Origin of the sequence: Streptomyces sp. Tu6071, assembly GCF_000213055.1 — a bacterium.
Classification (GTDB): domain Bacteria; phylum Actinomycetota; class Actinomycetes; order Streptomycetales; family Streptomycetaceae; genus Streptomyces; species Streptomyces evansiae.
In genome coordinates, this window is record NZ_CM001165.1 from 1 (window position 1) to 18,571 (window position 18,571).

An 18,571-nucleotide genomic window follows, 5' to 3' on the forward strand; every position below is an offset into this window, starting at 1 on the left:
CTGCGCGCAGAGTTGGGATGGCTCGTGCTACCGCCTGGAGCGGCGCTCCCCGCGTCGAGCGTGGCTACGCGGGTTTTACCGAATTGTGCATCATGTGATGTAGCATCACATGACGTTAGGGATATTTAGGTAAACATTTCCAGGGTGTTTCCTTTTACCTAATTTGCCCCCAATGCCATTTATTTAATGCTAATTTCGAATTGGGATTCGACTCGTCTATTCCCGAATTTCTCTGCGGAAAAATTAGGTAGAGACCATGCCGGACCTCCGGAAGTGGGTCCGGTTAGCTGCCCGGGAAACGCCTGCCGGGAACACGGGCCACGATAGTCGCTATGGGTACGGGAAAGGCCATCAGCGCAGTTGCGACACCTTGGAGTTGTTCCCTTCGGGACGCATTCTCGTGATGGTGCCGCCGCTCGATCTGCTTGTGCAGACGGCTCAGGCCGTGGCCGGCGGTCGGGCACCCGGCACCGACGGCCGGGGGGCGCTCTTTTAAGGAGCTGCGTGTACGGACGACGACGCACCAAATCCTGCTCGCGCTAAGAGCAAGTATTTCCTCGCTCGTGGGTGAGGAGGGGCGGGCTCCGGAGGCCGCTCTCCGGGGCTGGCTGTGCGGGCAGCGGAGGAACGCTTCGCGCTCGCGGACGAGGGGACACACCGGACGGCCGGCGATTCACGACGACCTGTGACCCGTCCGTCCTCGCTCCCGTCTGCCGCGCCAAGGGTGAGGAGGAGGGGCGGGGAAGCGTCGGCCTTCGTGATGGTGGCGAAGGACCACGAGAACGAGTACAGGGGCTGGATTCACGAACTCGGTTTGTACGAGGCGATTGGAGCGGCACCTTCTTGCGCCGCTCTGTCGATGGTGCTGATGTTTGCTGGGCTCGGCAGCTCGGCGAGCGGGTAGTCGGTTGACCATTCGCTCTGGTGGCGGTCCAATGACCAGCATGATCACCCGGCCACTCCTGCTGCGGCGAGACGTGATGGATATGGACCGGCAGCCCTGACCAGGTGCGTTTCGGACAGACCGTGACCGCGTAGCCCCGAGGGAGACGTTAACCGATGACCACATCACCATCGCCGTCCGGAGCGGAGTACGCAGAGGCGTCGTCTGTCCGTGTGGGCGTACTCGCCCCTTTGACACGGCCAGGCTGGGCCGAGGCGGGGCGACACTTGCTCGCAGGGTTCGAGTTGGCCGTTGACAAGGTCAACGGCACAGGCGGGATTGACGGCAGACCACTGGAGCTGGTGGTCAGGGACACCGCGGCCGATCCGGAGCGGGCCTTGGCGGCCGTGGACGAACTGGCCGCCTTGGGCGTGGCTGTTGTGGCGGGCGAGTATCACAGCGTCGTCGCCCGCGCCGTCGCCGGCCGGGCCGACGCCCTGGGCGTGCCGTTCCTCTGCTCGTCCGCAGTGCTTGACGAGCTCACCGAGGAGCCGACGAATTGGGTCGCGCGCCTTGCCCCGGCGCAGTCTCGTGGCTGGCGGATCTACGCGGATTTCCTCCTCGGTGAGGGACGACGCCGGATCGCCGTGGCGAGTCAGCCGAGCGTCTACTGGGCGTCCGGGGCTCGCGTCCTGCGGGAGCACCTCGCTCCACGTGGTGGCACTGTCGTCGAACTCGACGCGAGCGCTCTCGCCCCCGAGGCCCTGTGCGATGCGCTCGTGGACCACGGCGCGACGGCGCTGCTCCTGCTGGTCGGCCACCCGGAGCCGGCGGTGCCGATCGTCAGGGCCGTACGGGATGATGTGCGGCTTGCGGAGATCCTGATCGGCGCTCCGGCCGGACAACCGGAGTTTGCTGACTGGTCCGCGCTTCTGGGCGAGGATGGCGCCGGGATCCCGTTTCTGCGTTACCTGCCTGAGGTCCTCGGCCCGCTCGGCGCACGCGTCGAGAAGGAACTGCGCGAGCATCTGGGCGAAGCGCCTTCCTTCGTCGCCTTCGAGGGCTGGGACACCGTCACTGTCCTTGCCGAGGTGTTGCGTTCCCACGGCACGGACCGGGCAGCAATCGCCGAGTCATGGCCGCGCGTGGTGGTCGATGGCACCCGCGGGCCGATCCGGTTCTCCCGCACCACGGACATCAGCGTTTGGCAATGGGCTTGGACACCGATCCAAGTCGTTGACCGGGACCCCGCGGAGCCCCATCGCTTTCGGGTCCTGCGCGCCGGCTGAGAGGGCGCGGGGGCTCGGTGAGCTCGTCTGGCCCTCCGGGGCGGTCCCGGCAGGGACCTGCGAGGGGCCGGGCTTCCCACGCGGACCGGGGTCGACCGTATCCCGGCCGGCCCTCCATCCCGTTGTACGCGGTGACGCGGCCGTCCGGCGCATCACCGCGCGCGGTAGTACGGTCTGCCGTCATCCCGCCGCGCCGACGAAGGATGACGCTGATGACCACCCCCTCCCAGGAGAACGCCGTCGAGGACGAGGACCGCGTGCGGGAAGCGGTGACCGGGTTGATCGCCGTCTTCGAGAACCTCGGAGCCGAGCATCAGGCGCTGGAGGCCGAGGAGGCGAAGACCGGCGCGCGCGCCGTGGCACCGTGATCCGCATGGGCGGCACCTCGACCAGAGCGCCCGCATCGTGGTCCTCGCCAGGCGGCAGGCGCCTGACCCGGGCGGTCGCACGTGGAGGTCGCTCAGCTTCCCGAGTGCGCGCGGATGCTTGGCGGCGGCCATCGGCGTTTTTAGTGGCTGCCCGATGTGGTGTCGGTGGACGGCTTGCCAGGGAGCCCGTCTGCGCCCGTAGCGTGCTCGGTGGCGGCCCAGGTGGCGAGAAGCCGCAGGGTGTCGTGGTCGGGGGTGCCGGGGGCGGCGCTGTAGGCGGTCAGGGTCAGTCCCGGCTGAGCCGGTAGTTCCATGGCGTCGAAGTCGAGGGCGAGGACGCCGACAGCGGGGTGGTGGAACGCTTTGCGGCCCGTGTGATGCAGGCGCACGTTGTGCCTGGCCCAAGCGGTGCGGAACTCATCGCTGCGGGTGACGAGCTCCCCGATCAGTCCGGTCAGCCCGGTGTCATGCGGGGCTCGTCCGGCTTCGGTACGCAGGAGGGAGACGGTGGTGTTCACGGCTTCCTCCCAGTGGGGGAAGAATTCGCGGCCTGTGGGGTCGAGGAACTGGAAGCGCGCGATGTTGACCGGTTCGCGTGCGCCGGTGGCGTAGAGCGGGCTGTACAGGGCGCGGCCCAGGGGGTTGGTGGCCAGGACGTCAAGGCGGCCGTTTCGGATGAAGGCCGGGCATTCGCCCATGGAGCGCAGGACGCGCAGCACGCTGTCGGGCAGGGGGCCGCGGGCGCGCTTGGTGCGACGGGCGGGCCGGTGGGCGGCGGCGCGGGCCAGGTCGTACAGGTGAGCGCGTTCGGCGTCGTCGAGCTGGAGAGCGTTCGCGAGCGCGTCAAGGACTTCTTCGGAGGCTCCGGCGAGGTGGCCGCGCTCCAGGCGGACGTAGTAGTCGATGCTGACGCCGGCGAGCAGGGCGACTTCCTCGCGGCGCAGGCCGGGCACGCGCCGGTTGCCGCCGTAGGCGGGCAGCCCGGCCTGCTGCGGGGTGATCCTGGCGCGGCGGGAGCCAAGGAATTCGCGGATGTCGCTCGCGGTACTCATGCCTTCCACGCTAAGCCGGACGGCGCAGACGTGGGGGGGCCTGTCAGTACCTGTAACAGCAAGCCCTTCTTCCCCTTCTTGACCTGGTGTTTCCTCGAAGTCGCAGGCCGTCGGCGCTGTCGGGAGCCGCCGGGGAGTCAGCTGCTCGCGGCTGCCGTGGTGCCCGGTCCGATACACCGTGGGAGCAGCCCGGCCCCCGTTCACTCAAGGAGACCTTCCGTATGCCGAAGCAGTCCGCCCCCCAAGACCTTGCCGCCATTGCTCCGAAGCTGGTGGAGGTCACCGATGAGGTCCTCTTCGGTGACATCTGGGAGCGCCCCGGGCTGTCGCCGCGCGACCGGAGCCTGGTGACTGTGAGCGTCCTGGCGGCGCTCTACCGCAGCGAGCAGCTCGGCTATCACCTTGGCGTCGCCCTGGACAACGGGCTCGGTGTGGAAGAGCTGTCGGAGGCGATCACGCATCTGGCGTTCTACGCGGGCTGGCCCAATGCGATGACCGCGATCACGCGGCTGAAGAAGATCGCCGACGAGCGTTCCGCCTGACCCCCGGGGGGCGAGCGCCGCGGGCCGCACCCCGTACGGCCGGCGACCCGTGCGAAACCGACGAGGAGAGACCACCATGACCGCAAGCGGATTCGACCAGATCTTCCCCCTCGGGGAGAAGAACGACGCCTTCGCGCAGTACTTCACCGGCCAGAGCTACCTGGCCCCGCTCGCCTCGGGGAGCGTTCCCGTCAGCAACGTTTCCTTCGAGCCGGGCTGCCGCAATAACTGGCACATCCACCGCGGCACGAGCGGGGGCGGCGACCAGATCCTGCTGTGCACGGCCGGCAACGGCTGGTACCAGGCCGAGGGCGAGGAGGCTGTCAGCATGGAGCCGGGCACCGTGATCCGCGTCCCGGCGGGCACGAAGCACTGGCACGGGGCGAAGGCCGACTCGTGGTTCTCCCACCTCGCCTTCATCACCCCGGGTGAGAACGTCCGCAACGAATGGCTGGAGCCCGTCGACGACGAGGCGTACGGACAGCTGCCGAAGAACGGAGCGAACGCATGACCATCCTGAACGAGACCTACACGCTGTCGAACGGGGTTGAGATCCCCAAGCTGGGGCTCGGCACCTGGTTCATCGACGACGACAAGGCGGCCGACGCGGTGCGCGCGGCCGTCGGGATCGGCTACCGCAACATCGACACCGCCCAGGCATACGGCAACGAGCACGGCGTCGGCGACGGCGTACGCAGCTGCGGGGTGCCCCGTGAGGAGCTGTTCGTCTCGACCAAGCTCGCCGCCGAGATCAAGGACTACGACCGGGCGATCGCCGCGATCGACGGCTCTCTGACCGCGCTGGGCCTGGACCACGTCGACCTCATGCTGATCCACAGCCCGCAGCCCTGGGACGACTTCCGCGGCGGCGACTACGCCCAGGGCAACCGTGAGGCATGGCGTGCCCTGGAGGACGCCCACCAGGCCGGGAAGATCCGCGCCGTCGGCGTCTCAAACTTCCAGCAGCACGATCTGGAGAACATTCTTGAGGGCGCGCGCGTGGTCCCGCACGTGAACCAGCTCCTCGTGCACGCCGGCAATACCCCCTCCGGCCTGCTGGCCTACTGCGAGAGCAAGCAGATCCTCGTCGAGGCGTACTCCCCCATCGCCCACGGCGCGATCCTCGAGAACACCGATGTCCAGGCCATGGCACACAAGTACGGCGTATCCGTCCCCCAGCTGTGCATCCGCTACACCCTGCAACTGGGCACAGTGTCACTGCCCAAGACGGCCAACCTCGAGCACATGCGCTCCAACGCCGAGGTCGCCTTCGAGATCTCCGGCGCCGACATGGACGTCCTTCGAGACCTGCGCGACGTGGACTACGGCGAACACAGCGCCTTCCCCGTCTACAGCGGCAAGTGACAGCGGACGCGAGCGCCGGCCTCCCACGCGCTGACGATCCGCTCCCAGTTGCGGACGTTGAGGGTGCGGTAGTCCACGACACACTGACGGGGACGGTCGACCGCCGGACCGGGCCGCGCGCGGTACTCAGCTCGCGCTGCTCCTCTGCCTCGGCGGCCCGGTGCGCGCGGCCTGGGCGACGCGCTCGCGGAAGTCATCGGTCATCGGCGGTTCCCTTCGGGGTAGTTGGTCGACATGACTGAGAGAAAACCTGTGGACCCGGCTGCCAGGGGCGTGATGCGGTCCACGGATCGGATACTGGTGTGGTCGGCGCCTGTGCTGGCTGTGGGCCTGCTGGTATGGGGTGTCGGGGGCGTGATCTCGGATGCTCCCATGGCCCGCATCGCGTGGCAGTTCGTGCTGGCGTTCGTGATGGCGTGCAACGCAGTCGCCGCTCGGCAGCGGCTGCGGCGCGACGACTTCCCGGACGAGCGACGGCCGTGAGTCACCCGGTGGGCTCCTCACACTCGTGCTCGACCGTATGGCCTTCGCCGTCCGGGAGGACCGGGCCGTTGTCTTCGTTCGGCCAGCCGCCGCACACCTCGCCGCTCAGCGAGGCGGTCACGGCAACTTAACGTACCGGCCAGGCACCACCGAACCCACAACCACGCCCCCGGTGCCGACGCACGGCCCGGATCGCCCCCGGTCTCGAAGAGGGCGCGGCGACAGAACACCAGGACGAGACGCCGTGGCAGAGCCGCGTCGCTACGGGGGGCGCAGGGGCCGCTCGTAGCAGTGTCAGCTCGTGCCGCCGACGCCGTCCTCGATCAGCGCGGACATCGCGTCCATGGTCGCCTCGGTGCCATCGCCGGTGACGTATACGACAGCCGTTCGCGAGCCGTCCGCCGTGACGCCGGCCCAGGCGTGGTAGCCGAGCAGTTCGCCGAAGTGGGAGTAGAACCTGCGGCCGTCGGGGAGTGGCAGTTCAGCGAGGCCGAGGCCGTACCGTGCGCCGTCGATGCCGAGGCCGGGGGCCGGGATGGTGGTGGTCATCTCGGCGAGCCGTGCCGGGGGCAGCAGTTCGTCGCCGAGCAACGCGGCGTAGAAGAGGCCGAGGTCGCGAACGCTGCTGACGAGGGCTCCGGAGCCAATCGCCATGCTGGGGTTGAGGAGCGTGACGTCGAGCTGCGTCCCTGTGCCGAACGAGGCCCAGCCCCGCGCGTGCGGGCCGGGGATGAACGGTGACTCACCGGGAGCGCTGGTGGCGTCGAGGCGCAGAGGGCGGATGATGCGGTCGGTGATCTCCTCGGCCCAGCTCCGGCCGGTGATCCGCTCGATGATCATCGCGGTGAGCAGGAAGTTGGTGTTCGCGTACGACCATCCCTCGGGCGCCGTTCCGAGCCGCAGCGCCGCCCCTGCCAGCTCTTTCGGCGTGTAACTCCGCATCCGCTCCGCCCGGTAGCCCTCCGCGCTCGTCAGCGCCGGGATCGAGGGGTCGAGCAGGCGGCTGGTGTGGCGCAGCAGGTCGCGCAGGGTGATGTCCCGGGTCACTTCCGGCAACCAGTGGTGTACGAGGGTGTCCAGGCTCAGGCCGGGGAGTTGGAGTGCGACTACCGCCGTGAACGTCTTGGTGAGGCTCCCGATCCGGAACCGGCCGTCGCGCGGTGTACCGGCGGCCGCGTGGCGTCGGCCGTGCGGCGACACCACCTCCGCGCCCACCCCGGCAACGCCTGTGGCCAGGATCGCGTCGACCTGTCGCTGGAGATCGCGGTCCGGCGAGGCGGAGGCCGGCGCGGAGGGGCCCCCGCCCCCGGAGGCGGACGCCGCCGCCGGTCTGCCGGCCAAGCCCCCCAGGGCTGAGGCCATGCCGACGGTCAGGACGGCCCGACGTGACACGGGTATGCGCATGGAGTTCCTCTTTCCGTTCCTCCCATCTCACCAACGCCTCGTGCCCACGCCCACACGGCTGTCCTCCGTCCGCGCCCCCGGCCGGCCCCCGTGCGGGCACGGGGGACACCCCCACGGCCCGGCCGTGAGTCTCCCCCCGTGATCCACCGGACGGGGCCTGGCTCTCGCTCCCGAGCTGATGCGCCGTACGCGTGCCGCGCCCTCCCTGACAGTTCCTCCAAGCCGAAGAGACGGCTTCTCGCCAAAACACCGTCCATCGCAGCGACGCGGTGGGGGACGAGCAGTGGACGACCTGTGCCGAGACTGAGGAGGGGCGCTCCGGCGGAGGTCTCCGTTCCATACGGAGACTTCCGGCCAGAGCTTTTCCTTGAGTCCCGCGCGTACCTCTCACGGCGCCCTAACCTCCGCTCAGAACCATGTCCCACCAGGCTCGGGGCACCACTCCCGCCCCGTGCACGGTGGGGCCTTTCCCGGTGTGCTCCAGCCACAGGAGGACTCGTGTCGTTCCTTTCGTCCACCACGCGATGGAGACGGCTGCTCGCCGCCACCACCGTTCTCGCCACCACCGCGCTCGGCCCCGTGTTCACCACCGCGTCCGCCGGGGCCGCGAGCGCCGTCACCGCCGGCGCGACCGCGAGCCCCGTGACCGGCTCGGGCAGGATCAGCCCGCCGTCCCCCGGGAAGACCGCGGGCACCACCGTCACCCTCGTCACAGGCGACACCGTGACCGTGACCAAGGACGCCAGGGGACGCGAGCGCGCCACCATCGCGCCCGCGCGCGACAGTTCGCGTACCTTTCGGACTCTCACGGGGCCGGACGGCGATCTCTACGTCTACCCTTCCGATGCCCTCGCACCGCTCGCCGCCCACACCCTCGACAGCGCGGTCTTCAACGTCAGCCGTCTCATCCGCGACGGGTACGCCGACGCGAAGAAGAAGACGCTGCCCGTCATCGTCTCCTACGCCGACCGGCCCTCCGGCCGCACGCTCGACGCCCGCGCCGAGGACCTCCCGGGCTCCACGCGAAGGCGGGTGATGGACCGGCTCGGGATGGCCGCCCTCACCGTCGACAAGAAGAACGCCGGCTCGTTCTGGAAGTCCGCGCTCCCGCCCGCGAGGGGAAAAGCGGCGAAGACGGGGGGCCGCGTCGCCCATCTGTGGTACGACGCGCCGGTCAAGACCGCCCTCGATCGCAGCGTCCCGCAGATACACGCCCCCGAGGTGTGGAAGCAGGGCTACGACGGCACCGGCACCAAGGTCGCCGTGCTCGACACCGGCATCGACCTCCAGCACGCGGACGTCAAGGATCGTGTCCTCGCCACGAAGAGCTTCGCCGGGACCGCGACCGTCCAGGACGGCCACGGCCACGGCACGCATGTCGCCTCGACGATCGCGGGTTCTGGCGCGGACTCCGGCGGCGAGTACAAGGGCGTCGCGCCCGGCGCGAGCCTCCTCATCGGCAAGGTGCTCGGCGACAGCGGCTCGGGCGACGACTCGAACGTCATCGCCGGGATGGAGTGGGCCGTCGAGCAGGGCGCCGACGTCGTCAGCATGAGCCTCGGCTCGGACAACGGCCGCGAGAGCGACCCGTCGAGCGTCGCCCTCGAACGGCTCAGCGCCGGGAGCGACACCCTCTTCGTCGTCGCGGCGGGCAACAGCGGCCCCGGGGCTTCCACACTCGGCAGCCCGGGGGTCGCCGAATCGGCGCTCACGGTCGGCGCCGTGGACCGCGACGATTCCCTGGCCCCCTTCTCCAGCCGGGGCCCGCGCGCCGACGAGGACCACGGCATCAAACCCGACGTGACCGCCCCGGGCGTGGACATCGTCGCGGCCCGCGCGGCGGGGACCTCGATGGGCCAGCCGGTCGACGCGTACTACACCGCAGCGAGCGGCACCTCGATGGCGACTCCGCACGTCGCGGGCGCCGCCGCGCTCCTCGCCCAACGGCACCCGGACTGGGACGGCAAGCGGCTCAAGGAGGCCCTCGTCTCGCACAGCATGCCGTCCCCCGGCGCCACGGTCTACGCCCAGGGCACCGGCCGCATCGACGTGGCCGCCTCGCTCGACGCCCCGGTGGGGCTCTCGGGCAAGGCCGACTTCGGGATGATCTGGTACCCGGGCCGCGGCGTCCCGTACGAGAAACCCACCCGCACCCTGACGGTGCGCAACGCGGGCGACAAGCCCACGACCGTCCGCCTCGCCGCCCGCTCCACGACGGAGCCGCTCCCCGCCGGCGCGCTCACCTTCGACCACGACGAGGTCACCGTCCCGGCCGACGGCACCACCGAGGTCACCGCGACCCTCGACCCGCGGTCGCTGCCCGCCGCCACCTACTCGGGCGAGGTCACCGCGACCACGGCGGGCGGCGCCACCGCCCGCGCCGCGCTCGGCTTCACCAAGGAGGCGGAGCAGTACGGCGTGACGGTGAACCTCAAGGACCGCAACGGCGACGCCCCGGCCAACGGCATCCTCGTCGCCCTCGGACTCGACGAGGGCTCCACCTACTACCAGACAGTCCCCTTCGCCAAGGACGCGAAGGTCACCCTGCGGATGCCGCAGGGCCGCTACGCCTTCTTCGGCGGCCTCACCACGGGCGACCTCGGGCTCCGGGGCGGATACGGTGACGCCGACGACGTCTTCAGCCTCCCCGACGTCGAAGTCGGCGACGAGGCGAAGGAACTGACCGTGGACGCCCGCACCGCGCAGGACGTCCGTTTCGACGTCAAGGGCGAGCGCGCGCTGGAGAACTCGACGTTCGCGTACGGGATCACGCGCGCCGGTGCGCAGGGCGCGGCCCAGGTCACACTCAGCGGGGACGCGACGATCAGCGACGCGCACCACGGCGCGATACCCGTCGGGGGCAAGCAGAGCGGCCTCACCGCCTCCTTCTACCAACGTGAACGCGTGCCGCTCGTAGCGGCTGAGGTCACCGGCCGCAAGGGCTTCCCGCTCTCCGTGCGTGTCGGCGGCGGCTCGTTCCGCTTCGAGGGGGCGCGCACCGCCCGCGTCACCGACATCGGCACGGGCACTCCCGAGGAGCGCGAGGGCAAGCCCCTCACGGGCCGCGCCGTGCTCATCCACGCCGACCTGCCCGACGACGCGATCGACGCGCTCGCCGAGGCGCAGGAGGCCGGAGCCGCCGCCGTCCTCGTCACCCCCGTACACGACCGCAGCACCTTCGCGCAGCCCTACGGTGGCCTGCTCGCGCCGGTCCTCGTGGTCTCGCACAAGGACGGCACCGCTCTCGCCGCCCGTGCCGCCACGAAGAACGGCGCGACGGTCCGCCTGACCGGCACCAAGGAATCACCCCGCGCCTACTCCGGCCGCTGGGACCACACCAAGGGCATCCCCGCCGACCTCTCCTCGCGCCTGCGCCGCGCGGACTTCGCCCGCGTCGACAACCGCTTCCACGCGAGTGCGGACGGACAGATCGGGGAGTACCAGCAGCACGTCGCGAAGGGCACGAAGGACCCGCTGGAGGTCTCCGTTCCCGAGGAACTGCTCCTCGGCACCGAACGGGCCGAGTACCTCTACGCGGCTCCCGGACTCACCTACCAGCAGGACGTCTCCCCGACCCGCTTCACGGCCACGCAGATGCTCGGCGCCTCCGCACCCGCCCGCGCGGGCTACCGGAGCACCGAGGACTGGTTCGGCCCCGTCCCGCACTTCGCGCCGTACGGCAGCGGCCTGGGCTGCAACTTCTGCAACACCGACCAGGGCGTGGTGCCCTGGCCCGCCCTGGTCGGGGACTCCGAGGCCCACCACGGCTCGGACTACGGCGGCACACTGAACCGGCTCGCCCTTCTCCGGGGCGGCACCGAGCTCCCTCCCGCCGACTGGCGGCTGCCCGAGCGCGACACCTACCGCATCGAGAGCGACATGAGCTACGGGCCCGACGACGGCGCCCTCGAAGGAGCGCGCGCGACCGCCGCGTACGACTTCGTCGCGGGCCCCCCGACGCGCTTCGACAAGGACGCCTGCACCGGTTCCCTCGCCGAGGCGGTCACGAAGTGCGAGCCGCTGCCGCTCATCACGACGCACTACTCTCTCGCCACCGACCTGCACAACAAGGTCACCGCGGGCAGGCCCTACTCGTTCACCCTGAGCGGGCACCGCGTCACCGGATTCAAGGGCAGCACCCGGCTCAAGGGCGCGACCGTGGACGTCAGCTTCGACAACGGCAAGACCTGGCAGCACGCGAAGACCGCCCGCACCACGGGCACCAGCTTCCGCGTCTCCTACCCGCAGCCGCGCCGCTCCGCGAGCTCCGGCACCGTGGCCCTGCGCGCCACGCTGTGGGACGGGCAGGGCAACAGGACGGAGGAGACCGTACTGCGCGCGTACACCCTCAAGTGACGCACCAAGCGGCCCACCGCTGAGCACCGGGCCGGGCGTCCCCAGGGGGCGCCCGGCCCTTCGGCGCGGCCCACCCCGCCTTCAGGGCTCGCGCCCCCGCGGCTTCAGCGGCACCCGCCGGACAGCGGGCGCGGCCAGCCGCGCGCCGCCCCACCCGTGGACCTCGCCGAAGGGGTCGCTCGTCATCCAGCCCTCACAAAACCGCCGATCTCCTCCTGCGCGCGGCCCACGTTCCACCGCATCAGGAGCTTCTCCTCGATGGGCTCACCGCCCAGGTGCATCGCCCTGGCGTCGGAGACCGCCCGCAGCGGGAGGCCCCTACGGCCGCGGCCGAGGTAGAGCAACGTCCCGGGCATGACAGGGACTACGTCGGCGGACCGCTCGCGTGACATCGCGAGCACCGCCTCATTCATCGGGCCTGGACCCGCTCCAGTACCTGGATGCCGAGGTCCAGCGCTTCCTTCGGCTCGCGCGTCGATTGCTGCAGGTCGACGAAACAGCCCTCGGCGCCCAGTTCGCGCATCCCCAGCAGGGTGTCGGCGATCTCCGGCACGCCGACACCCGGCGCCGGGTTGTACCGGATCAGCCGCCGCAGCGCGTCGGGGTCGCGGCCCGCTTCGTCGGCCGCACGGCGCGCGGTGTCCCACAAGGCGGTGTACGCGGGTTCGGGGAGGACCGTGCCGACCCAGCCGGCCGCCCGGCGCCCGATCCGGCGCATCGCGGCCGGTGAGAAGCCGCCCAGGTACACCGGCGGGCCGCCCGGTGCCGCCGGGCGAAGGCCCACGTAGGAGCGCGGGATCGTCCAGTGCGTGCCCTCGTGCGCGAACTCCTCCTGCGTCCAGTACGCGTCGAGCACGTCGAGGATTTCCTCGAGCAGCGCGCCGCGCTTGTCGAAGTCGGCGTTGACGGCGGTGTATTCGTCGCGCAGCCACCCGATACCGAGCCCCGGGTCCAGGCGCCCGCCGCTCGCGAGGTCGAGCGAGGTGAGGGACCTGGCGAGCAGCAGCGCCGGATACCAGGGCGCGTTGAGTGTGCTGGTGCCCAGGCGCGCCCTGTGTGTACTCGCCGCGGCGAGCGTCAGCACGACGAGAGGGTCGAGGAAGGTCTTGTACTGCGGCGGGTAGGGGACGTCAGGAGTGTGGCCCGGGTAGAGGTCGCTGGGTGAGACGGGGGCCAGGGAGCGGTCGCCGACCCACAGGGAGTCGAATCCGGCGTCCTCGGCGTCGCGCGCGAACGCGCTGATCGCCTCGGGCCGCGCGTGTGTGCCGTACTGAGGTAGTGCGATACCCATGTCCATGGCCCAGTGTGTGCACGGAAGGGGTGCGGTGCGCCAGGGGGCGTCCCGTCCTAGTCAGCCGTACCAAGACGCCCCCGCCGTCAGCGACCTGGTGATGAGTCAGCGGGTCGGAGCGTCGAAGCGCGGTTGCGTCGTGAGCAGGTGGGACACGTCCGACCCCGGCGCCAGTTCCCGGGGCGCGGCGTCCCGCGTGAACAACCGGGCGGGGCGGGCGCCTTCGACGCGGGCCGTCTCGTCCTCGACGCGCAGCCAGGAGCCCTCGCGCAGGCCGAGGACCGGGACGTCGTTCTCCTCCAGGAACTCGGTGAGGCGTTCCTCGCGGGTCTCGCCCTTGTGGGTGCTGGTGGGGTCCGGGTCCAGGTAGTGGGGGTTGATCTGGAACGGCACGAGGCCCAGCGTCTCGAAGGAGGGCGGCTGCACGATGGGCATGTCGTTGGTGGTCCGCAGGGTGGGCGCCGCCATGTTGGTCCCGGCGCTGGCGCCCATGTACGGCAGCCCGGCGCCGACGGCGCCCGCCACGGCCTCGCGCAGCCCGGTCCGGTACAGGGCGCCGAGCAGGCGGAAGGAGTTGCCGCCGCCGATGAACACGGCGTCGGCGGCCTCCAGCGCGGCGACCGGGTCGGTGTGCTCGTGGACGCCGTGCACGGCGATCCCGGCGGGCTCCAGGGCCTCGCGGACGCGTGCGGTGTACGTGTCGTGGTCGGCGAGCGCGTACGGGACGAAGGCGAGCCGGGCTCCGGTGGGCAGGAACGCGGTGACGGTGTCGAGGGCGTGTTCCAGGTAACCGCGGCCGTGCTGGGTGGAGTTGGAGAGCAGGAGCAGATTCACGGGGTTCTTCCTCAGGGTTGTTCGGTCAGGCCGTGGGGGTGCGGCGGGGTTTGGGTTTCGGGCGCTGCGGCGGCTGGGTGAGGCGTTTCTCCAGGCGTGCGGCGGCGAGCCGCAGGGGTTCGAGGCGGTTCTCGGGGGCTCCGTCGAACCGCTCCACGGCGCCGCCGAGGCTGAGGCTTCCGTACGGTTCGCGGCCCAGGAAGACGGGTACGGCGACGGTCGCGATGCCGGTGTCGTACTCCCCGACCGTCCAGGCGTACCCCTGGGCGCGGACCTTCAGGAGTTCCTGCTCCAGCGCGTCCGGGTCGGTGACGGTCCGGTCGGTGAACCGGGCCATCGGGCGGCCCCGGAAGAGCCGGTGGCGCTGCTCGTCCGGCAGGTAGGCGTAGAAGGACTTGGAGGTGGCCCCGGCGTGCGCGGGATAGAGCTCGCCTACGAGGGGGTAGTAGCGCAGCGGTCCTGCCTCGCCCTCCTCGGCGGCCACGCACCGCATGTGGAAGCTGTCGGGCAGGCAGAACAGCACGGTGTCGCCGGTGACCCGGCGCAGTTCCTCCAGGACGGGTCCGGCCAGCAGTTCCAGTGAGCCCGAGCGCTCCCAGAGGCGGCCCAGGCGCAGTACGGCGGGGCCGATCCGGTAGCGGCGGGTGGCGGGGTCGGAGACCAGGAAGCCGCGCCCGGCGAGGGTGGCGAGCAGCCGTTGGGCCACGGAGGTGTCCCAGCCGAACTCGGCGGCCACCTCGGTCACCCCCCAGTCGGGCCGGGTCCGCTCGAACGCGAGCAGCACGAGCAGTGCCCGGTCCACGGTCTGCAGGGCCCCGGCGGGTGTCCGCCGGTCCGTCTCGAATTCCGCCATGACCATCTCACCATTCAGACCTTCGGGTCGTCCTCGCGCGAGCGCGGCCCGAGTTGCAGATAACGGGAAACCATTGCGCTCAACGCTATCCGATCCCGAATCTGCTCTCAGCACCCCGCCCGGGACCCCGGTTCCCCGGCCTCTTCCGGAGGGTGTGACGGATGCGTGAGAAAGGCCCCCATGTTGAAGTACGTACTGGACCTCGTCGAGCTGCTCGACGACCCCCAGGCCAATGGCAAGACGGTCGCCGAGTACCTGGACGCCGCGGCGGGGGCCGAGGGCCCGTCCGCCCAGGTCACCACGGTCGCCGGTGAGCGGGGCTCGACGGACTTCGTGTCGGTCCGCATCCCCGGCTCGCGGGGCCGCGCGGCCGGGGGCGAGGCCCGTACCCTGGGCATTGTCGGCCGGCTCGGCGGCATCGGCGCCCGCCCCGAGGTGACCGGGCTGGTCTCGGACGCGGACGGGGCCGTCTCGGCGCTCGCCGCAGCGGCCAAGCTGCTCGACATGCGCCGCCGGGGCGACGTACTGCCCGGTGACGTGATCATCGCCACCCACATCTGCCCGGACGCCCCGACCGAGCCGCACGACCCGGTGCCGTTCATGGGCTCGCCGGTGGACATCGCCACGATGAACCGGCACGAGGTGAGCGACGAGATGGAGGCTGTGCTCTCCATCGACACCACCAAGGGCAACCGCATCATCAACCACAAGGGCCTCGCCCTGTCGCCCACCGTCAAGCAGGGCTGGGTGCTCCGCGTGAGCGAGCAGCTGGGGGAGCTGCTGGCCGTGGTGACCGGTGAGCCGTTGGTCACGTACCCGGTGACCACCCAGGACATCACCCCCTACGGTAATGGTGCACACCACATCAATTCGATCCTCCAGCCCTCCACCGCGACGGCAGCTCCCGTGATCGGCCTGGCCATCACCTCGGCCGCGGTGGTGCCCGGCTGCGGAACCGGGGCGAGTCACGAGAGCGACATCGCGTCCGCCGCCCGCTACGCCGTCGAGGTCGCCAAGGCGTACGGCGACGGCCGGCTGGACTTCCACGACGCGATGGAGTTCGACAACCTCGTCAGCCGCTACGGCTCGCTGGCCCACCTGCAGACCTTCGGCCGTACACCCCAGGAGTCCTGATGGCAGCCGCCCCGCAGTCCGGTGCCGTGGCGCCCGCGCCCAAGAGCATCGGCAGCGACGACTACTCGCTCTCGCGCGTCCCGCGCGACAAGCGGTTCGGTTTCTGGTCGATGCTCCTGCAGTGGCTGGCCCAGTCCGGTTCGATCTCGCAGTTCACGCTCGGCGCCACCATCGGCGTCGGGATGACCTTCGGTGACGCGTTCCTGGCGTTCACGCTGGGCGCGGTGATCCTGGAGGTGGTGATCTTCGCGATCGGCCTGGCCGGGATGCGCGAGGGTCTGGCCACCCCGATGCTCACCCGCTGGGTGGGCTTCGGCCGCAACGGCTCGGCGCTGGTCAGTTTCGTGATCGCGGTCAGTCTGGTCGGCTGGTTCGGCGTCCAGAACAAGATCTTCGGTGACAGCGTCTCGGCGCTGGTCGGCGGCCCGTCCTGGATGTGGTGCGTGCTCGCGGGCATCGCCATCACGGCCCTGGTGATCTTCGGGTTCAAGTACATGGCGAACTTCGCGAAGGTCGTCACCCCGCTGTTCTTCGCCATGGTCGCCTTCTCCGTGATCCGGACCCTGAACGACCACTCGCTGAGCGACCTGGTCCACTCGCCGCCGCCGAGCGACACCATCCCGCTGGCCGTCGCCGCCACCGCCATCGCGGGCGGCTACATGACGGGCGCGATCGTCTCCCCGGAGATGACCCGGTACAACCGCAGGGGCTCGCACGTCTTCCTGCAGAGCGCCTCGTCGATGATCCTCTCCGAGTACATCGTCGGCCTGACCGGTGTGCTCCTGGGCCACCTGGTCAAGAGCAACGAGGTCTCGCACATCGTGCTCTCCACCTCCGGGGCCTTCGGGGTGCTCGTCGTCCTGATGTCCACGGCGAAGATCAACGACTGGAACCTGTACGGCTCCTCGCTCGGCGTCGTCAACTTCTTCCAGGTCGTCTTCAACAAGCGGGTGCACCGGGGCGCGGTCACCATCGTCCTCGGCATCGCGGGCACCGTTCTGTCGGCCGTCGGGATCATGGGCCACTTCACCGAGTTCCTCACGATCCTCGGCGTCGCCATCCCGCCGATCGGCGGGATCATCGTTGCCGAGTACTGGGTCGTCAAGCGGATGCGCAAGCCGCTGGACGAGACCCGGAAGTCCGAGACCCTGCCGGCGCACTCCCCGACCTGGGTGCCGATGTCGATCGCCATCTGGATCGCCGCGTTCTGCGTCGGCAAGTTCTACGACGGCGGCATACCGGCCCTGAACTCGCTGGGCACCGCCTTCGTCCTGTACAGCGCCCTGGGGCTGCTGGGCTGGATCAAGCCCTACGGCACCTCCGTCCTCGCCGACGAGCAGGACTCCGCAGCCCCGGCCGCCCGCACCACCACCCCTGTGGGAGCAGCATGAGCACCGCACCCGAAACCGCACCGGTCCCGGCCTCCGAGGAGGCCCAGGACGAGGTGATCGCCCTCTGCGCCGAGCTGATCAGGTTCGACACGTCCAACCCGACGAGCGACGAACGCGCGAGCGCCGAGTGGGTCGTGGCGCGCCTCGCGGAGGCGGGCATCGACTCCGAGCTGATCGAGTCGGCGCCGGGACGGGCCAGCGTCATCGCCCGGATCGCCGGCCGCGACCCGGAACGCGGCGCCCTGCTGGTCCACGGCCACCTGGACGTGGTCCCGGCGGACGCCTCCGAGTGGCAGGTGCCGCCCTTCTCCGGCGAGATCCGCGACGGCTACCTCTGGGGCCGGGGCGCGATCGACATGAAGGACACAGTGGCGGTGATGCTGGCCACGGCCCGGCACTTCGCCCGCACCGGTACGAAGCCCTCGCGCGACCTCGTCCTCGCCTTCCTCGCGGACGAGGAGGCGGGCGGCAAGTTCGGCGCCCACTGGCTCGTCGAGCACCGACCGGAACTGTTCGCCGGGGTCACCGAGGCGATCGGTGAGGGCGGCGGGTTCTCCTTCGCGATCGACGACACCCGTCGGCTGTACCCGATCGAGAACGCCCAGCGCGGCATGGCCTGGATGGAGCTGACCGCCACGGGCCGGGCCGGCCACGGCTCCTCCCCCAACGACGAGAACGCGGTCACCGACCTGGCGGAGTCGCTGACGCGGATCGGTCGCGAGACCTTCCCGATCCGGCTGATCGAGCCGGTCCGCGCGCTGCTCGAAGAGGCCGCACGACTGTACGGCGTCGCGTTCGACGAGGACGACATCGAGGGCAGCCTCGCCCGGCTGGGCCCGGTCGCGGACTTCATGCAGGTGGTCCTGCGCAACTCGGCGAACCCGACGATGTTCGCCGCCGGGTACCAGACCAACGTGATCCCCGGGAAGGCCACGGCGCGCGTGGACGGGCGCTTCCTGCCCGGCCACGAGCAGGAGCTGATCGACACCGTCGACCGGCTGCTGCTGCCCTCGGTCAGCCGGGAATGGGTCAACCACGACATCGCGATGGAGACCACGTTCGACGGCCCGCTCGTCGATGCCATGTGCGCGGCGGTCCGCGCCGAGGACCCGGACGGCCACCCGGTGCCGTACTGCAACCCCGGCGGCACGGACGCCAAAGCCTTCACGCACCTGGGCATTCGCTGCTTCGGCTTCAAGGGCCTGAAGCTCCCGCACGACCTGGACTACGGCCGTCTCTTCCACGGCGTGGACGAGCGCGTGCCGCTGGAGGGCCTGCGCTTCGGCGTCCGCGTCATGACCCGCCTCTGGCAGAGCTGCTGACCGG

General features: G+C 70.5%; 14 protein-coding genes and 1 pseudogene. 9 read left to right on the forward strand and 6 right to left on the reverse strand.

All coding sequences use genetic code 11. From position 1 onward, the window contains the following. Positions 1 to 1,059: 1,059 nt before the first annotated feature. Both STTU_RS00005 and STTU_RS34465 read left to right on the forward strand, forming a co-directional pair. On the forward strand, positions 1,060 to 2,172 hold the full coding sequence (locus tag STTU_RS00005; protein ID WP_043253589.1) for an ABC transporter substrate-binding protein: 1,113 nt from the start codon (positions 1,060 to 1,062) through the stop codon (positions 2,170 to 2,172). 212 nt (positions 2,173 to 2,384) lie between these two features. Continuing rightward, positions 2,385 to 2,540, forward strand: a complete 156-nt coding sequence (locus STTU_RS34465) for a hypothetical protein (RefSeq protein ID WP_158678759.1) — start codon at positions 2,385 to 2,387, stop codon at positions 2,538 to 2,540. Between the two features lie 140 nt (positions 2,541 to 2,680). Here the strand turns inward: STTU_RS34465 and STTU_RS00010 are convergent, their stop codons facing one another. After that, positions 2,681 to 3,592: a helix-turn-helix transcriptional regulator gene (locus STTU_RS00010; protein ID WP_052862271.1), complete on the reverse strand. Its 912-nt coding sequence runs from the start codon at positions 3,590 to 3,592 to the stop codon at positions 2,681 to 2,683. 221 nt (positions 3,593 to 3,813) lie between these two features. Here STTU_RS00010 and STTU_RS00015 point away from each other — a divergent pair, with 221 nt between their 5' ends. The 3 genes from STTU_RS00015 (at position 3,814) to STTU_RS00025 (ending at position 5,499) form a co-directional block, all read left to right on the forward strand. Continuing rightward, positions 3,814 to 4,134 carry a carboxymuconolactone decarboxylase family protein gene (locus tag STTU_RS00015; protein WP_007818568.1) on the forward strand — a complete coding sequence of 107 codons (321 nt, stop codon included), beginning with the start codon at positions 3,814 to 3,816 and terminating at the stop codon, positions 4,132 to 4,134. Between the two features lie 76 nt (positions 4,135 to 4,210). Beyond that, positions 4,211 to 4,645 carry a cupin domain-containing protein gene (locus tag STTU_RS00020; protein ID WP_007818570.1) on the forward strand — a complete coding sequence of 145 codons (435 nt, stop codon included), beginning with the start codon at positions 4,211 to 4,213 and terminating at the stop codon, positions 4,643 to 4,645. Beyond that, entirely contained in the window at positions 4,642 to 5,499 is an 858-nt protein-coding gene (locus STTU_RS00025; protein ID WP_043253591.1) for an aldo/keto reductase, read from the forward strand. Before STTU_RS00020 ends, STTU_RS00025 begins: the two co-directional genes overlap by 4 nt. A gap of 777 nt (positions 5,500 to 6,276) precedes the next feature. On the opposite strand, the gene STTU_RS00035 is transcribed toward STTU_RS00025, so the two are convergent. Further along, positions 6,277 to 7,386: a serine hydrolase domain-containing protein gene (locus STTU_RS00035; RefSeq protein ID WP_043253595.1), complete on the reverse strand. Its 1,110-nt coding sequence runs from the start codon at positions 7,384 to 7,386 to the stop codon at positions 6,277 to 6,279. A gap of 498 nt (positions 7,387 to 7,884) precedes the next feature. Here STTU_RS00035 and STTU_RS00040 point away from each other — a divergent pair, with 498 nt between their 5' ends. Continuing rightward, positions 7,885 to 11,742, forward strand: a complete 3,858-nt coding sequence (locus STTU_RS00040; RefSeq protein ID WP_007818575.1) for a S8 family peptidase — start codon at positions 7,885 to 7,887, stop codon at positions 11,740 to 11,742. Positions 11,743 to 11,823: 81 nt separating this feature from the next. Here the strand turns inward: STTU_RS00040 and STTU_RS35125 are convergent. The 4 genes and pseudogenes from STTU_RS35125 to STTU_RS00060 all read right to left on the reverse strand — a co-directional run. Next, positions 11,824 to 12,146: pseudogene (locus STTU_RS35125) on the reverse strand (pirin-like C-terminal cupin domain-containing protein); the annotation flags it as partial. 5 nt (positions 12,147 to 12,151) lie between these two features. After that, positions 12,152 to 13,039, reverse strand: coding sequence for a TIGR03619 family F420-dependent LLM class oxidoreductase (locus tag STTU_RS00050; RefSeq protein ID WP_007818577.1), 888 nt, complete (start codon positions 13,037 to 13,039; stop codon positions 12,152 to 12,154). A 99-nt stretch (positions 13,040 to 13,138) separates the two neighbouring features. Further along, on the reverse strand, positions 13,139 to 13,867 hold the full coding sequence (pepE, locus tag STTU_RS00055; protein ID WP_007818578.1) for a dipeptidase PepE: 729 nt from the start codon (positions 13,865 to 13,867) through the stop codon (positions 13,139 to 13,141). A 25-nt stretch (positions 13,868 to 13,892) separates the two neighbouring features. Beyond that, positions 13,893 to 14,726, reverse strand: coding sequence for an IclR family transcriptional regulator (locus tag STTU_RS00060; RefSeq protein ID WP_043253599.1), 834 nt, complete (start codon positions 14,724 to 14,726; stop codon positions 13,893 to 13,895). Between the two features lie 174 nt (positions 14,727 to 14,900). Here STTU_RS00060 and STTU_RS00065 point away from each other — a divergent pair, with 174 nt between their 5' ends. Genes STTU_RS00065 through STTU_RS00075 form a run of 3 tightly spaced genes read left to right on the forward strand, consistent with a single transcriptional unit; the run spans position 14,901 to position 18,567 of the window. Further along, positions 14,901 to 15,854, forward strand: coding sequence for a DUF1177 domain-containing protein (locus STTU_RS00065; protein ID WP_007818580.1), 954 nt, complete (start codon positions 14,901 to 14,903; stop codon positions 15,852 to 15,854). Continuing rightward, positions 15,854 to 17,245, forward strand: coding sequence for a cytosine permease (locus tag STTU_RS00070; protein ID WP_007818582.1), 1,392 nt, complete (start codon positions 15,854 to 15,856; stop codon positions 17,243 to 17,245). Before STTU_RS00065 ends, STTU_RS00070 begins: the two co-directional genes overlap by 1 nt. Then, complete coding sequence (locus STTU_RS00075) at positions 17,242 to 18,567, forward strand: M20/M25/M40 family metallo-hydrolase (protein ID WP_043253600.1); 1,326 nt, start codon at positions 17,242 to 17,244, stop codon at positions 18,565 to 18,567. Before STTU_RS00070 ends, STTU_RS00075 begins: the two co-directional genes overlap by 4 nt. Positions 18,568 to 18,571: the final 4 nt, after the last annotated feature.

Bases quoted from the DNA above. Each gene is read 5' to 3' on its own strand.
- STTU_RS00005 (WP_043253589.1), top strand. From the start codon at position 1,060: ATGACCACATCACCATCGCCGTCCGGAGCGGAGTACGCAGAGGCGTCG.
- STTU_RS34465 (WP_158678759.1), top strand. From the start codon at position 2,385: ATGACCACCCCCTCCCAGGAGAACGCCGTCGAGGACGAGGACCGCGTG.
- STTU_RS00010 (WP_052862271.1), bottom strand. From the start codon at position 3,592: ATGAGTACCGCGAGCGACATCCGCGAATTCCTTGGCTCCCGCCGCGCC.
- STTU_RS00015 (WP_007818568.1), top strand. From the start codon at position 3,814: ATGCCGAAGCAGTCCGCCCCCCAAGACCTTGCCGCCATTGCTCCGAAG.
- STTU_RS00020 (WP_007818570.1), top strand. From the start codon at position 4,211: ATGACCGCAAGCGGATTCGACCAGATCTTCCCCCTCGGGGAGAAGAAC.
- STTU_RS00025 (WP_043253591.1), top strand. From the start codon at position 4,642: ATGACCATCCTGAACGAGACCTACACGCTGTCGAACGGGGTTGAGATC.
- STTU_RS00035 (WP_043253595.1), bottom strand. From the start codon at position 7,386: ATGCGCATACCCGTGTCACGTCGGGCCGTCCTGACCGTCGGCATGGCC.
- STTU_RS00050 (WP_007818577.1), bottom strand. From the start codon at position 13,039: ATGGACATGGGTATCGCACTACCTCAGTACGGCACACACGCGCGGCCC.
- STTU_RS00060 (WP_043253599.1), bottom strand. From the start codon at position 14,726: ATGGTCATGGCGGAATTCGAGACGGACCGGCGGACACCCGCCGGGGCC.
- STTU_RS00065 (WP_007818580.1), top strand. From the start codon at position 14,901: ATGTTGAAGTACGTACTGGACCTCGTCGAGCTGCTCGACGACCCCCAG.
- STTU_RS00070 (WP_007818582.1), top strand. From the start codon at position 15,854: ATGGCAGCCGCCCCGCAGTCCGGTGCCGTGGCGCCCGCGCCCAAGAGC.
- STTU_RS00075 (WP_043253600.1), top strand. From the start codon at position 17,242: ATGAGCACCGCACCCGAAACCGCACCGGTCCCGGCCTCCGAGGAGGCC.